This is a genomic window from Psychrobacter sp. TPE 89C (assembly GCF_055522395.1).
This window is the reverse complement of record NZ_JBVFXW010000039.1, coordinates 1-14537: the sequence shown is the minus strand read 5'-3', so window position 1 is coordinate 14537 and position 14537 is coordinate 1. Positions and strand designations below refer to the sequence as shown.

General features: G+C 42.8%; 9 protein-coding genes. 6 read left to right on the top strand and 3 right to left on the bottom strand.

Annotated features, from left to right (window positions below; genetic code table 11):
• Positions 1-160: 160 nt before the first annotated feature.
• The gene (gene argA, locus ACZW67_RS11235) at positions 161-1483 is read right to left on the bottom strand and encodes an amino-acid N-acetyltransferase (RefSeq protein WP_201593443.1); all 1323 of its coding nucleotides are present in this window, start codon (positions 1481-1483) and stop codon (positions 161-163) included.
• 518 nt (positions 1484-2001) lie between these two features.
• On the opposite strand from argA, the gene ACZW67_RS11230 reads away from it, so the two are divergent.
• On the top strand, positions 2002-2589 hold the full coding sequence (locus ACZW67_RS11230) for a hypothetical protein (protein ID WP_352259865.1): 588 nt from the start codon (positions 2002-2004) through the stop codon (positions 2587-2589).
• 163 nt (positions 2590-2752) lie between these two features.
• Here the strand turns inward: ACZW67_RS11230 and ACZW67_RS11225 are convergent, their stop codons facing one another.
• Positions 2753-3742, bottom strand: coding sequence for a patatin-like phospholipase family protein (locus ACZW67_RS11225; protein WP_465183314.1), 990 nt, complete (start codon positions 3740-3742; stop codon positions 2753-2755).
• Between the two features lie 392 nt (positions 3743-4134).
• Here ACZW67_RS11225 and recG point away from each other — a divergent pair, with 392 nt between their 5' ends.
• On the top strand, positions 4135-6510 hold the full coding sequence (recG, locus tag ACZW67_RS11220) for an ATP-dependent DNA helicase RecG (RefSeq protein WP_465183313.1): 2376 nt from the start codon (positions 4135-4137) through the stop codon (positions 6508-6510).
• Positions 6511-6616: 106 nt separating this feature from the next.
• On the opposite strand, the gene ACZW67_RS11215 is transcribed toward recG, so the two are convergent.
• Positions 6617-6745, bottom strand: coding sequence for a hypothetical protein (locus ACZW67_RS11215; protein WP_265090099.1), 129 nt, complete (start codon positions 6743-6745; stop codon positions 6617-6619).
• A gap of 526 nt (positions 6746-7271) precedes the next feature.
• Here ACZW67_RS11215 and ACZW67_RS11210 point away from each other — a divergent pair.
• The 4 genes from ACZW67_RS11210 to ACZW67_RS11195 all read left to right on the top strand — a co-directional run bounded on the left by ACZW67_RS11210 (position 7272) and on the right by ACZW67_RS11195 (position 13480).
• Positions 7272-8630 carry an efflux RND transporter periplasmic adaptor subunit gene (locus tag ACZW67_RS11210; protein ID WP_465183312.1) on the top strand — a complete coding sequence of 453 codons (1359 nt, stop codon included), beginning with the start codon at positions 7272-7274 and terminating at the stop codon, positions 8628-8630.
• On the top strand, positions 8627-11728 hold the full coding sequence (locus ACZW67_RS11205; RefSeq protein ID WP_465183311.1) for an efflux RND transporter permease subunit: 3102 nt from the start codon (positions 8627-8629) through the stop codon (positions 11726-11728). The genes ACZW67_RS11210 and ACZW67_RS11205 overlap by 4 nt, the downstream gene beginning before the upstream one ends.
• A 95-nt stretch (positions 11729-11823) precedes the next feature.
• Positions 11824-12492 (top strand): YceI family protein, encoded by a 669-nt coding sequence (locus ACZW67_RS11200; protein WP_465183310.1) that lies wholly within the window; start codon positions 11824-11826, stop codon positions 12490-12492.
• Between the two features lie 694 nt (positions 12493-13186).
• Positions 13187-13480: a hypothetical protein gene (locus tag ACZW67_RS11195; RefSeq protein ID WP_465183309.1), complete on the top strand. Its 294-nt coding sequence runs from the start codon at positions 13187-13189 to the stop codon at positions 13478-13480.
• The last annotated feature ends 1057 nt before the right edge of the window (positions 13481-14537 follow it).

Genomic DNA, 14537 nt, shown 5'->3' with positions numbered 1-14537 from the left:
ACTTAATAATAAAAAAGCCCTCTTAAATTAGAGGGCTTTTTTATGGCTAGATTTTATAGCTCTTAACTGATCATAGTTTTCAACCAAGTTTCTGACTTTTAAGCGTGTTCATTTAATCAAGGTGCTCTACATCAGCATTTTTGCTAATGCACTAAACGTACTAAAGATTCTTTTGGAATACTTTAGAGTTGCGACCGTTATGATATTGCTCTTGGCGTGCTTCAGGCAGTGCACTTGCTTCAACTTCTGCAAAGCCTTGTTCGACAAACCAATGTGCTGTGCGAGTCGTCAACACAAACAGTTTATGCAGACCATGGCTACGTGCTTGTTGTTCCAAAAATGCTAGCAAATCAGCACCTCGGCTACCGTTACGATATTCAGGATGTACGGCAACGCATGCAATTTCTGCAGAATCCTTATCCAATGGATAAAAGGCTGCACAGCCCAAAATCATACCATCACGCTTAATGACACTATAATGGTCAATCTCTTGTTCTAAACATTCGCGTGAGCGGCTGACCAAAATGCCTTGTTCTTCTAGCGGCGATAATAGCTCGATCAATCCTACTACGTCATCAATATTGGCGCGGCGAATTTCTTCATAAGGGTCATGGCTAATCAGTGTGCCAGAGCCATCACGAGTGAAAAGCTCTTCTAGCAATGCGCCATTTTTGGCATAAGAGATGATATGTGTGCGATGAACGCCTTTGCGACACGCCAAACTTGCACAGTTTAAGAAATAATTAATTTCGCAGTTCAAATCCCGATCGCGCAAGAAGCGGTCAACTTCGTTTGGAATCATTTCGCGTAATAGCCGATCACCATCATTGATACCGGCTTCTTCACCCAAGAATATTAGTTTGTCAGCACCAAGTGCAACAGCGGCATTGAGTGCAACGTCTTCAGCAAGTAAGTTGAAAACTTCGCCAGTCGCTGAATAGCCCATCGAACCTAAAATGACAATATGATCATGAAGTAGGTTGTTTTTGATGGCTTCAACGTCGATAGAACGTACTTCACCAGTCATCTGGTAATCAATACCATCACGAATACCGTAAGGACGCGCTGTGACAAAATTACCTGAGATAGCGTCAATGCGTGAGCCATACATGGGTGAGTTTGCCAGTCCCATCGATAGTTGCGCTTCAAGTTGCAGGCGAATCGCGCCTACTGCTTGTAAAATAGAAGGCATTGCTGCTCTTGGGGTAATTCGAATATCTTGATGCAATGGAGAGGCGATACCTGCTTCTTTTAGGTTTTTTTCGATTTGCGGTCGTGCCCCATGAACCAGTACCAACTTGATCCCTAGGCTATGCAATAGAGCAAAATCATGGATAAGCGTGCTAAAGTTGGCGTGATTGACCGCTTCACCGCCAAACATAATCACAAAAGTTTTACCACGATGTGTATTTATGTATGGAGCAGAGTTGCGAAACCAATGGACGTATTCAGGGTTAATCTGGGGCATGGCGCTAGTAGTCATAATGGGAGCAGCAGTCGTTAGAATAAGAAAAGGTGCGTAGCAAAAAGATGCTGGCCGCTAAAGATTTACCATAGCAAAAAATGCCGTTATGAGCTATCTTTTATTTCAGTTGTGTTAATGAATCCTTATAGCTGATTGACTATATACACAACCTCAACACGGGGTTAGTGTACGTACAAATGCTTTTTGTTATGCTAAACGCTATTGCTTTACAGATAGCGAACGCAGATAATCAATAAAAACAATGAGCCTGACACCATCACTTGATTGGATGCGACTTTATAGGATGATAGATTGTTCTTCATTTACTATGAATAATCGGCTATCAACAGTTATCATGTGCGTCATAGCAGATAGGCTCAAGTCTATAAAGTAAGCCAGCGCTAAGTAGCAGTATTCGAAATCATATACAGCTTCACATAAAGAATACGGCGATGAGTGTTTGAAAATATATTAAACCCTTTTCCAGTTTTACCAATTGCGTTCTACCGATATATCAACCAGGGATAATGAAAACCATGAAAAAAAATAATCAATTTGCTAGCCCGTTTAGCGCTTGGAGCGGTCATCGCTTGTTTCACGTTGTCGCCGGTACACTCATCGGTGCGATGGTCGTCACAACACAAGCCTCGGCGATGCTGCCTACGCCAGAGCAAGCTGTGGATAGTAGTTCAGTTGCGGTGCAAGCCAATGCCAATCAAGGTTCAAGTGCACAAGCCGTGAATAGCAAAATCACAGCATCATTGATTAGTGTTGATGCAAATGGTGAAGAGATTTTGGTTCCTGTCAATGCAAATACGCGCCTACAGTCAGGCAATGTCTTAGAGTATCAAGGATATTTCACTAATACCAACGCTGATCGTGTGCGTAAAATGACGGTCACTATGAGTATTCCTGATGAAGTAGAGTTAATGCGTACGGTAGCACCAGAGTTCCCGTATGGTAGTGTCGACGGTAATAATTTTGCGCGTATGCCATTGCGTACGAGAGTAGACAATCAGCTGCAAGATGTTGATATGAAATACTATAAAGCAGTACGTTGGGATATGGAAGGCGTTGGTCTTAACGACACAGTCGCAGTCAAATATCGTGCACGTGTGAAGTAACTATCGTGCCCGTGTAAAACGACATCGATGTTTGAATATTAGACTTTATTTAATCGTATTTTCTTCGTCATTATTTACACAATTATAAAAAAGCACCATAGCTCATTGCTGTGGTGCTTTTTTATTCGAGTTTAGACTTTTAGATAGGCTACTTATTTATCGTTCAGAGGGTTGCATACTTGCTTTCAGATTTCTGCTTTATCAACTGTTTGATTGCATTGATTTGTGAGGTGGTAGCCTGAGACCCAGCCGTAATGAGGGCACGGCGCTGGCTAGTATCTATTGAGCTGATGTGACTGACAGCAGGAGTAATGACAATATCTGCACCATCTCGTTCACGACGCATTGTTGCGCTATGATTGGTACTTGGTTGAGCCGCGATCGTATTTTCTAGCAATCCCCAAAAGCTGCTGAATGAGTTGAGGTTCGGTAAGCCGTTAAGCTTAGTGGCATTATCGTCACTCGCATCTGTCACATCTACTGCGATGATAATATCAGCACCCAAATCACGAGCGCTATCAACAGGTACTAGGCTAACCACACCGCCATCGATATATTTTTTGCCGACTTTTTCAGGGATACGCGGGGCGATAAAGATATTAGGAACGCTACAAGACGCCTGTACAGCAAGTCCTGCATTGCCAGTGGTAAAGACTGCTTTTTTTAGCGTGTTTTTTTCGGTAGCAATTGCTGCAAAGCGGATTGGAAAATCTTCTATTGCGCGTTCGCCTACTTTTGCATTGATAAAGTTTTTTAGTTTGATGCCTTCAATAAACCCTTGATTGGATAAAGTGAAATCAGTCAACTCGCTATCCGTAGTCGTCAGTGCCAGTCGTTCAAGCTGTGCAGACGTGTATCCGCTTGCATATAGGCTACCAACCAAACTACCAATACTCGTGCCAACGATAATTGTAGGTTTAATGCCGTTCTCTTCTAGTGCTTTGATTACTCCCACATGAGCAAAGCCTTTAGCGCCACCACCGCCCAATACTAAGGCTACGCTAGGTGATTCTATTTCAGGAACTATAGGTGTGACACTCGCTGGAGTCAGTGTGCTACAAGCACTGATGACTAGTCCTAGTGTAGTAAGTATGCCCACACGTAGTAATGATAAATGATGATTGAGTGGATGGCTGAAAGTGGGAGCAGGCATAAAAAGACCTTAGAGAGTTGTATAAGTTAGAAAATAATACATCAGTTATTGCTATGATATAGATGATTCATTTATCTTAAAGACTTCGCACAGCCATACTATGAACTCGCTGAGTATAGGTCATGGATTATGAATAAACTCTTAATCCCAAAAATATGGCTGACGGTGTTAGATTAGTTTGGTCTACACGATATATATTTGCATACGTTTGCTTTGTTATTCTGGGCTTTGGGAGAGGGGTTAGACTATTAATAACAGTCATAATGACTTAGTATTTTATATCAAATTGATAACTATAGTTTTTATAAGATGCAGCAAATGTAGACTAAGAAAATTGAATCTATAATACTTAAAAACATTAATACTTAAAAACAATCTCGCTAGGATCTTTGATGCCAACATCGACAAGCCCTTCTTTAGCTCACTCATCAGACCACTTTAGATCTGATCTGCCAGTTTCAGCGCTAGATATGCCTGTGACAGCGCTGGCAGGCGTTGGCCTAAAAGTCGCAGAGCAGTTAGCACAGTTAAATATAAAGCGAATATTTGATTTGCTATTACATCTGCCACGTGATTACGAGGATCGTAGCCGATTGGTATCCATAGCAGACGTGGAACATGGGCAATCGGGGTTAATCACTGGGCGTGTGGTACACGTCGATACTAAGCGCAGTGGCATGACGGTAGTGGTAGATGATGAGACAGGGACGATATCCTTACGATTCTTTAAGGTTTATCGCGGTCTTGCGCAAACGATGAGTTTGGGTACACAGCTGCAGCTGTTCGGCGAAGTCAAAGTCAGTCGATATGGCAAGCAGATGAGTCATCCTGAATATCAGATTATTACTGATAGTGTTGCCATGACCAATACAGGATTACAGCCGATTTATCCTAGCGTTAAAGGATTACATCAAAATAAGCTGCGCACCTTAATCAAATTGGCATTACAAACGGTCCGCAGCCAAGGTCTGCCGATGACCCTGTTTACGCCCACAGATTTTTCAGTGGTGGCTGATCTACCGTTGGCACCTTTTGTGCCGACGAATTCATTAACAGCAGAGCATGATTCTTCAGAAGATATCTTTTCGACATTGGCACGTAGTGTGCCAGACAATACAATTGGTAATAGCGTTCATAGAGGCGGTGCAACAGCCTATGATAGCAATCGTAGTACTAGCAGCAGTGCTAATAGCGAAATCCATACGGCAGCAGCTCGATCGGCGCACAACAATGTCTATAATTTGACGATATTTGAAGCCTTAGTCTTACTACACACGCCTCCAACTTATACCGATGCTGGACAGCAATATAAGTTATTAACCCAGCTGAGTGCCCGTACGCATGCTGCCTGCCAGCGTTTGATTATTGAGGAATTGACTGCGCATCAGCTTAGTTTACTGTATCGACGCCAACAATTGCATCAACACAAAGCGCCCAAATGTGCCACTCAAAGTCCATTGGCCAATGCCTTATTTGGCGCATTGCCTTTTGACTTAACGGGTGCACAAAAAAGAGTGATGCGAGATATTACCGCTGATATGGCTACATCTATTCCTATGTTGCGGCTGGTACAAGGCGATGTGGGTGCTGGTAAAACGTTAGTAGCGGCGGGCGCAGCGGGCTACGCACTTGATAGTGGCTGGCAAGTGGCTGTGATGGCACCGACTGAGATTTTAGCTGAACAGCATTTAGTTAATTTTAAACAATGGTTTGAGCCGTTGGGTATCGGTGTTGGCTGGCTCGCTGGCAAGCAAACAGCGAAGCAACGTCGTGAATCATTGGAAGCAATCGCTGAAAACACCGTGCAGATTGTGGTCGGTACGCATGCGTTGTTTCAAGAGCAAGTACAGTTTGCCAAATTAGGCTTAGTAATCATTGATGAGCAGCATCGATTTGGCGTTGAGCAGCGTATGGCATTGACCAATAAAGGTGTGGCCAACAGTACACCGCATCAGTTGATTATGACCGCCACACCGATTCCACGTACACTAGCTATGAGTGTCTATGGCGATATGGATACCTCTATCATTGATGAGTTACCACCGGGACGTACGCCGATTACTACGGTGACCATTGATCGGAACCGCCGTGATGAGGTGATTGAGCGTATCGCTATTAATTGCGAGGCAGGTAGGCAAGCATATTGGGTCTGCTCATTGGTAGAAGAGTCTAGCGTATTGGATGCACAAGCGGCCGAAGCGACTTATGAAGATTTAAACGAGCGTTTAGATATTCGTATTGGATTGGTACACGGCAAAATGAAGTCTGCTGATAAACAAGCCATCATGCAGCAATTTAAAGCAGGAGAGCTAGACTTGCTCATTGCCACAACAGTTATCGAGGTCGGTGTTGATGTGCCCAATGCCTCGTTAATGGTTATCGAAAATGCAGAACGCTTGGGACTGTCACAATTGCATCAATTGCGCGGGCGAGTAGGGCGCGGCTCTACTAAAAGTTACTGTGTGCTACTTTACCAAAAGCCATTATCAGAGACGGGTACTGAGCGCTTGAATGTATTACGTGATAGTACCGACGGCTTTGTCATTGCCCAAAAAGATTTAGAGTTGCGTGGGCCGGGCGAGCTACTCGGTAAGCGCCAAACTGGCAATGTCGGTTATTATTTAGCCGACCTCATTCGTGATGAGCAGTTGTTTGCGATTGCTCAACGTTTGGCCAAGCATTTAATTGCAGACCCTACACGTAAAGCGGATGTCAGCCAGTTGATACATCGCTGGATGCCAGAGGCCAGTCGTTATACCAATGCTTAACCAATTAACCAAATCTAATCAGCTGTGCAGTTTACATCAGTAAATTGATGCTCAATAAAAAAGAGGACAGCCAATGCTATCCTCTTTTTTATTTGCCAAAATAAAGCTATTTAGATTTTTTTACTTTCTTCAGTGATTTTTTGAGATCTTTGAGGTTTTTCTTTTGCTGTTTAACTTTTGCTTTGGTCTCTTTAATCTCTTTCTTAAGCTTCTTCACTTCTGACTTATTAGCCATGATTGGCTCCTTTGTTGATGAGGTCCTCTTAATAATGACAAATTACCTCGTAAATTCAAGTCTGAACTGTAGGTAGTATGTATCATTGGTTTTCACAGTTTATTATTCAAAGGGCCATTACCGCATCTCAAGCAATTCAATGTGACGTCACACTTAATCATAAAAGTATCTTTATTAAATACGGTGTAATAACCTCCAATCATGTATTCGATTTGGTCATTAGACTTTGAGATGAGAGGCATATGCGGACAAAATTTAAGTAGGAATGTTGGGCTATGCTGGCGTGTTTATTCTGAATTTATTATCTATACTATAATCTTTAGTGGCAATATCTTTATTAAGTTCAATGTCTTACTATATCCTAATAATGACCAAAAACTGACCCCTCAGGTATCTAACATAATTGACCCGCCGACGAGTTAGTCTACAATGTTAAAAACCCTTATTAATAAGATGGGACTGCATCATCTTGTTTCCTTTATGCTTTTTACGGCGTTAGTACCGTGCTTATTTATAGAGACCAACTATGAGTGATTTTAAACACCCTGATAATAAGCAAGCGCCGACTAGCGAGCAAACCCCCGATATTGAGAATTCTCAACGAGCTGAGCTACCACCGTATCGTCAGTCTGAGTCATTGGTGAATAAACCCTCCTCAAAGTTACCATTATGGTTGTTACCTGCTTTAGTGGCGGTGCTGATTATTGGTGTCCTGCTTGGAAAATATTGGGGTAATGGTGAAGTAGAGGCAGTTGATTCTCCAGATGCTAGCAGTGCGCCCAGTGATGGTACTAGCGACGGCAGTACAGAGCAGGCGGTACTGTCAGTAGAAACAATCGCGCCAAGTCAAGATGATATCGGCAACACGTTAAGTGCTGATGGGACTATTAATGCTAAAGATACGGCGAATGTCAGTGCGAAAGTAAACGGCGTGGCTATCGAGCGTATCTTGGTCGAAGAAGGCGATCGTGTCAAAGCAGGTCAGGTATTGGCCATGTTCGATACCGATGCGATGGAGCAGCAAGTGCTACAAGCAGAGGCGGACGTAGCAGAGGCAGAAGCAACGCTGGCCAACGCTAGTGCTGACGCAGCGCGCGTATTACCATTGCTCGACATTGATGCTATCAGTAAACAAGAAGCCGATCGCTATCGTACTTCTGAGCTTCGAGCCAGAGCGTCTTTGCAAGCATCAAAAGCTCGACTAAGCACTCAGCGCTTGAGTGTTGATAATGCTCGAGTGGTCGCACCAGTGAGCGGTATCATCAGCGAAAAAATGGTTGAAGTGGGTATGGTCGCTGGTGGTGAGCCATTATTTACTATTATTAAAGGCGGTATTTTAGAGTGGCGCGCAGATATCGATCCCAAACTCATCGGTGAAGTCAATGTTGGTACGCCAGTACGTGTGAGCTTACCGGGTGGCGACTCTGTAATGGGTCAGGTAAGCCGTATTGCGCCAACGGCAGATAATAACCGTCAGATTACTATTTATGCCAGTTTGGCTGCCAATGTACAAGTACGGTCAGGCATGTATCAGACGGGTGAGTTTCTACTAGGCAGTGCCAGTACGCAGACAGTGCCAAACAGCGCCATCGTGAGCAACGATGGTTATGACTATGTCATGCTAGTTACTAACATGAAGACTCAAGATGGCAAAAATACAGGTCGTATCAAGCAACAGCGAGTGACATTGGGCAAGCGACTTGGCGATAGTGTAGAGATCACAGAGCCATTGCCCGCTAATAGTCAGATTGTGAAGCAGGGCGGGAGTTTTTTAAATGATGGTGATTTAGTGCTTGTCGTGAATGGTGCAATTCAAACAGGCAACCAAGCTGACGCGGCTGCCGATAAAACCACGACTGGCACAGATAAGCAGGCACGCTCATGAGTTTAAATGTCTCAGCTTATTCGATTAGAAATCCGCTGGTTGCTATTTTGCTGTTTGTGCTCCTGACGTTAGGCGGCATTTACGGCTTTATGCAAATGAAGGTGCAACAGTTTCCAGATATTGATTTACCCGCAGTTGTTGTGACCGTCACCCTCCCTGGTGCAGCCCCTTCTCAGATTGAAAACGATATTGCAAAAAAGATTGAAAACAGAATCACCAGTATCGAAGGTGTTAAGCGCATACGCACGACGTTACAGACAGGTGTTGCTACGGTGGCAACAGAGTTTGTATTAGAAAAAGACATCCAAGAAGCCGTCGACGATGTGCGTTCAGCCGTCGGAGAAGTGAGCGGAGACCTTCCTGCAGCAGCCAATGACCCTATCATTACTAAAGTATCGACAGCAGGCTTTCCGATTGTGACTTATTCAGTCGCTGCCGATAATATGAGTGTTGAGGATTTGTCTTGGTTCATTGATGACACAATCACCAAGCGCTTATCAGATATTCCTGGGGTCAGTACGGTCGGTCGCATCGGTGGCCTTGAACGTGAAATTACAGTGGCAGCAGATCCTATTGCGCTAAGTGGTTTGCAGTTCTCGATTGCACAGTTGTCGCAGCAGTTGAGCGGTATTCAGCAAGACAGTGCGGGCGGTGAAGCTGAGGTAGGTAATGCGACCCAAACAATTCGTGTATTGGGTGCAGTTGAGCGGGCACGTGAGCTCAATGACTTGCAGATAGCAGTGCCAGCTGGTGGCACACAGGCGCTTGGGCGTATGGCACAAGTGACTGATGGTGCTGCCGACCCAAGCTCTCTTGCCAAGCTTAATGAGCAGACCGTTGTGGCATTTAACATTACTCGTTCGCGCGGTGCTAGTGAGGTTGAGGTCATGCAGCTAGTCGATGCGGAGCTTGCAAAGCTGACCGCAGAGATGAGTCAAATCAAGATTGATAAAGTTTATGACACCGCAACGCCAGTAGCAGAAGATTATAGTGCCTCCATAAAGATGCTGATTGAAGGCGGCATATTAGCCGTAATCGTGGTGTTTCTATTCTTACGAAACGTACGCGCGACCATCGTTGCCGCAGTTGCGTTACCACTATCAGTGGTTCCTACTTTCTTAGCGATGTATCTGTTTGATTTTAGCTTAAATATTATCTCCTTATTGGCCTTGTCCTTAGTTATCGGTGTCTTGGTCGATGATGCTATCGTTGAGGTTGAGAACATTATTCGCCATCTCAGGATGGGTAAGACGCCTTATGAGGCAGCGATGGAAGCCGCTGATGAGATTGGGCTGGCGGTAGTGGCGACGACCTTTACTTTAATCGCTGTATTTTTGCCGACGGCTTTTATGGGCGGTGTCGTGGGTCAATTTTTCCGGCAGTTTGGCTGGACGGCTGCTTTGGCTATTTTTGCCTCTCTACTGGTCGCGCGTCTGATTACGCCTATGATGGCAGCGTATATACTCAGACCAGAAAAGCATCATGTCGAAAAGCAAAGCAAACTGATGACGTGGTATCTAAAAACCGTCACGTGGACATTGCATCATCGCTGGATAACGATCGGTGTGACGCTGGTACTATTTGTGGCTTCGTTAGGATTGGTCAAATTATTACCGACCGCTTTTATCCCTGATAATGATATTGACCAGACACGAGTGGCGATTGAGCTAACACCTGATGTGGCACTAGCAGATACAGAACGGGTTGCAGCATTAGCGAGTGCTCGCATCTTGGCATTGCCAGAAGTCACCAACATATTTACGTCTGTCGGTGAGGCACAAGAGTCGATGGACTCGGATTCCGGTAGTGGTAAAGCAGAAAATATAGGCAGTCTGGATATCGTATTGGCTCCGCGTGCTGAGCGAGATTCGAAACAACAGGTTGAGCGCAAGATTAGCGCGATACTTTCGGAGGTGCCAAGTGCTCGTTTTACGGTTGGGCTATCGAGTGGCGGTGAGACGGGATACAACTTTTCGCTGACCAGCAGCAACCCTCAAGTACTTGAAGAGACCGCGCAGCAGATTATGTCCGATATTCGTGCATTGCCAGGTACAGGATCAGTCACTAGCGACCGCAGTCTACCGCGTCAAGAGCTAACCGTGACGCCTGACAGACTAGCGATGGCAGACAAAGGCGTGACCACACAAGATATCGCGACTACCTTGCGTATCGCGACGGTCGGTGACTATGAGCAAAGTCTGTCTAAGCTTAATTTGGATACACGGCAGATTCCTATCGTCGTACGTTTGCCTGATGTCGCAAAACAAAACGTCAACCAGTTAGAGGGGCTATACGTATCTAGTAATAGTGTCGCAGGGCAAGGCGTGCGTATCAGTGAAGTGGCCAGTTTGGATTTCGGTACTGGGCCTGCTCAGATAAAACGTCTCGATCGTGAGCGTGCGATCAGTATTACGGTACAGCCTGCAGACAGTGAGCTTGGCGAGTTGGTACAAGCAGTCAAAAAGACCCCGACAATGCAAAATTTGCCTGCGTCAATTACTATTATTGATCAAGGGCAAGCCGAAAATATGGCTGAGCTATTTAGTGGTTTTATCATCGCCATGTCAGTCGGTATCATCTGTATCTTAGGCGTGTTGATTCTTCTGTTTGGCAAAGTGCTACAGCCTTTTACGATTTTAGTGGCATTACCTCTATCAATCGGTGGTGCTTTTATCGGTTTGGTGATTACTAATAGCAGCTTGTCGATGCCTTCGATGATTGGTTTTATTATGTTGATGGGTATCGCAACCAAGAACTCTATCTTGTTAGTGGATTACGCTATCATCGCCCAAAATCGTGGACTAGCACGGTTTGATGCAATGGTCGATGCCTGTCATAAACGTGCTCGACCGATTATTATGACGACGATAGCGATGGGCGCTGGCATGTTGCCATTGGTCTTTGGTTGGGGTGATGCAGATCCTACTTTCCGTCGTCCGATGGCGGCAGCAGTATTGGGCGGTTTGGTAACCTCGACGCTACTCAGTCTCGTGGTCATTCCAGTGGTTTATACCTTGATGGATGACGTGTCAGGTTGGTTCGCTAAATGGCTGACACCAAGTGGCAAAGATAAATCAACTATAGATAGCAAAGTTTAATTTGGTGCTTTAATTTTTTATAAGTCAGATTGCAAAAATGAAAAAGACAATATCTATCGATTAGATATTGTCTTTTTATCGCTATATGAGCGCGTATGACGATCACAAAGGATGTGATTGGCTTGTCATTTACTGCACAAAGGAATGTCATTATGGGTCATGCTTTTCTCTCAAAGGCGCTATTATCCTATCGCAAATTTCTATTGGGTTTATGTCTAAGTACAGTAGGCATCGTCAGTAGTTATGCGACCCCCTATCATATCGATTCTACCCGTACCAACGTACGTTTCGCCATTGAGCCTCTCAATACGTCAACGATTACTGGTGGCTTCTATAATTTGAGCGGTCAGCTTGATTATGACCCAATGGCTAAGGCAGGCAATATCGCTCTCATAATTCCTCTGAATACCTTAAATACAGGTAACAAAATTTTCGATACCATGCTTAAAAGCGCAGATTTCTTTGATATCGAAAAATTTCCAGTGGCTCGTTTTAAGTCTACCAAATGGCATTTTTTATCTAATAAAGATACCATTAAAGTTGATGGCCTATTGACGCTACATGGGCAGACCAACCCCGTTACGCTCACTGCTACCAAGTTCAACTGCTATTTAAATCCGATATTAAAAAAATCGGTGTGCGGTGGAGACTTTACGACGACTATCGATAGAACGAAGTGGGGTATTAGTAAATATACAGTGTTAGGCATGGCAAAAAAGGTAAAGTTAGATATTCAAGTGGAAGCTGTAAATCAATCATATTGATATTCGAAGATACGATGAGTTGTGACGTAATTTTGAAAACTATGATAATAATATCTATAAAATCTCCCCTTAGTAAATGTCATGTTCTTAAAAAATCCGCATTATATTTGAAAATATGATGACTAAATTTTGTTATCGGACTGTTGCCGACATACTTTTACTCTTACGACATCAAAAATTGACGATATAACTTAATAAATATTCAACACTCAAGAAAATATAAGGAGTGTCGATAAATGGGGAGATGAAATTAAAAGAGTATCAAAAAAATAGTAAGTAGGAATTATTAAGTAAAAATTAATAATTAATTGAAAGGATATTGTTTGGTTATGGGGGTTTAGAGCAGAAATTATCGAAAGTAGAACTTGATATGCTGATATAACAAAGATGCTATAGCAATTGCAAAATGTCACAAGAAAAAAATAAACACGTTAGACTGGTAATTTTTGTACTACTGAAAGCCAAAGTTATTAATTGGTAGTCTTGTGTTCGGAAATTATGACTGATAAAGATTGGATCATAATGTTCTGATCTCAAATTGAACATGATAATAGCTTAAACAATTATCGTAATTTTATTTATGACAATGCTATTTGTTAAATGGATTCGAGCTGCATGACATACCGTTTAGGCTTATTTTTAACTGATACATTAAATCTGTAAATCAAGGAATTAATCAATGAAAAACCTTACTTTGTCTTTATCATTAATTGTTGGCGCCGCACTTACTATTCCAAGTCTGGCCATGGCTGCTGAACAACCAGTCGTACAAACTGCGACTGCAGACACTACCATGCAAACCGAAGCTGGAAGTATGGATAACGGACTTCAAACTGAAACTGAAGAGTTTAACAATATGTCTGATGCCGAGAGCATGAATGATATGGCTCAGACTGATGATGGAAGTATGGATGATATGGGTCAATCTGATGCCGAAAGTGATGGTACTGTTGAAGTTGAAGAAGAAACTGCACAACCATATTTATAATTAGAAAGTTAGTTTCTGTTGTGAGTAGTTGCCCACCATGCAAATGATTGCCCTTAAGTTTAATAAAACCGATCGTGTTATCTCATTAGCAGTGATGAAACTTAAAACAATATGCAGAATCAAAAAGGCAGCCATTAGGTTGCCTTTTTTGTGTTGTTATGGATAGGTGACGATTAGCAACTTCAAAGATCAATGACTCTAATGACGGATAAAGCTAAGGTGACTGATAGTATAAGCTTACTTGATGGCGGCCAAAATGTACTGAGATAACTGCACTCATCTATATAAGTTAATTCGTAGACAGTAGTGGAAGTATGCAAATGACTGAAATCTAATTAAGGGCATTTAGTGTTCGGATATAGATGTATAGCTGAGCAACTACTTTAGGTCAGTTATCTATATAAGGTATCCATATTGCGATGTTTACATACTCATCTGCACTAATGTACTCTGGATATGCAAAGGATATATAGAGGTATATCATGAAGTCTGAAATGGTCGAAGTTCCATTACAAAATGAAAATTCAAAAACTAACTAGCTCACCAAATTACTAACCCCATGATAAGTAGCCAGTATTTTTGAGGGATTGAAGCAAACTGTATGTATAGTTTCTAAGAAACATTGACCCTCACTTTAAACCGAGTATACTGCGTCCCAGTTGGAAGGGAGAGTGTTTAAGAAGCGAGCAATCACTTAATGAATATTTCGAATTAATTAGTTTTAAACTAAATAGAAATTACCTCTTGACTCAGAATTTAAACCGTCTATAATACGCCCACATCAAGACGAGCTGGACAGCTTATATGTCAATTACATATAAACAACCCAGTTAACTTGAGTGAGACAAAATATAAAAAAGCTTGACAATCCCAATCATTACTATAAGATAGTCGGCTCGCTAGATAGCTTAACCGGCAACGGAAAAGATTAGATAGTGAAAGCAATACCCTATATATCAGTTACTGGACGACAGTGATTAGGCATTATTTAAAAGCATAACTAAAGAACAACTTGTGTGGATTTTTGCTGATTCAGAATGTTAAAAAATAAAGTTGG

What these genes read in the sequence shown, in the direction of transcription:
- argA (WP_201593443.1), bottom strand. Translation starts at nt 1,483, where the DNA reads ATGACTACTAGCGCCATGCCCCAGATTAACCCTGAATACGTCCATTGG.
- ACZW67_RS11230 (WP_352259865.1), top strand. Translation starts at nt 2,002, where the DNA reads ATGAAAAAAAATAATCAATTTGCTAGCCCGTTTAGCGCTTGGAGCGGT.
- ACZW67_RS11225 (WP_465183314.1), bottom strand. Translation starts at nt 3,742, where the DNA reads ATGCCTGCTCCCACTTTCAGCCATCCACTCAATCATCATTTATCATTA.
- recG (WP_465183313.1), top strand. Translation starts at nt 4,135, where the DNA reads ATGCCAACATCGACAAGCCCTTCTTTAGCTCACTCATCAGACCACTTT.
- ACZW67_RS11215 (WP_265090099.1), bottom strand. Translation starts at nt 6,745, where the DNA reads ATGGCTAATAAGTCAGAAGTGAAGAAGCTTAAGAAAGAGATTAAAGAG.
- ACZW67_RS11210 (WP_465183312.1), top strand. Translation starts at nt 7,272, where the DNA reads ATGAGTGATTTTAAACACCCTGATAATAAGCAAGCGCCGACTAGCGAG.
- ACZW67_RS11205 (WP_465183311.1), top strand. Translation starts at nt 8,627, where the DNA reads ATGAGTTTAAATGTCTCAGCTTATTCGATTAGAAATCCGCTGGTTGCT.
- ACZW67_RS11200 (WP_465183310.1), top strand. Translation starts at nt 11,824, where the DNA reads ATGACGATCACAAAGGATGTGATTGGCTTGTCATTTACTGCACAAAGG.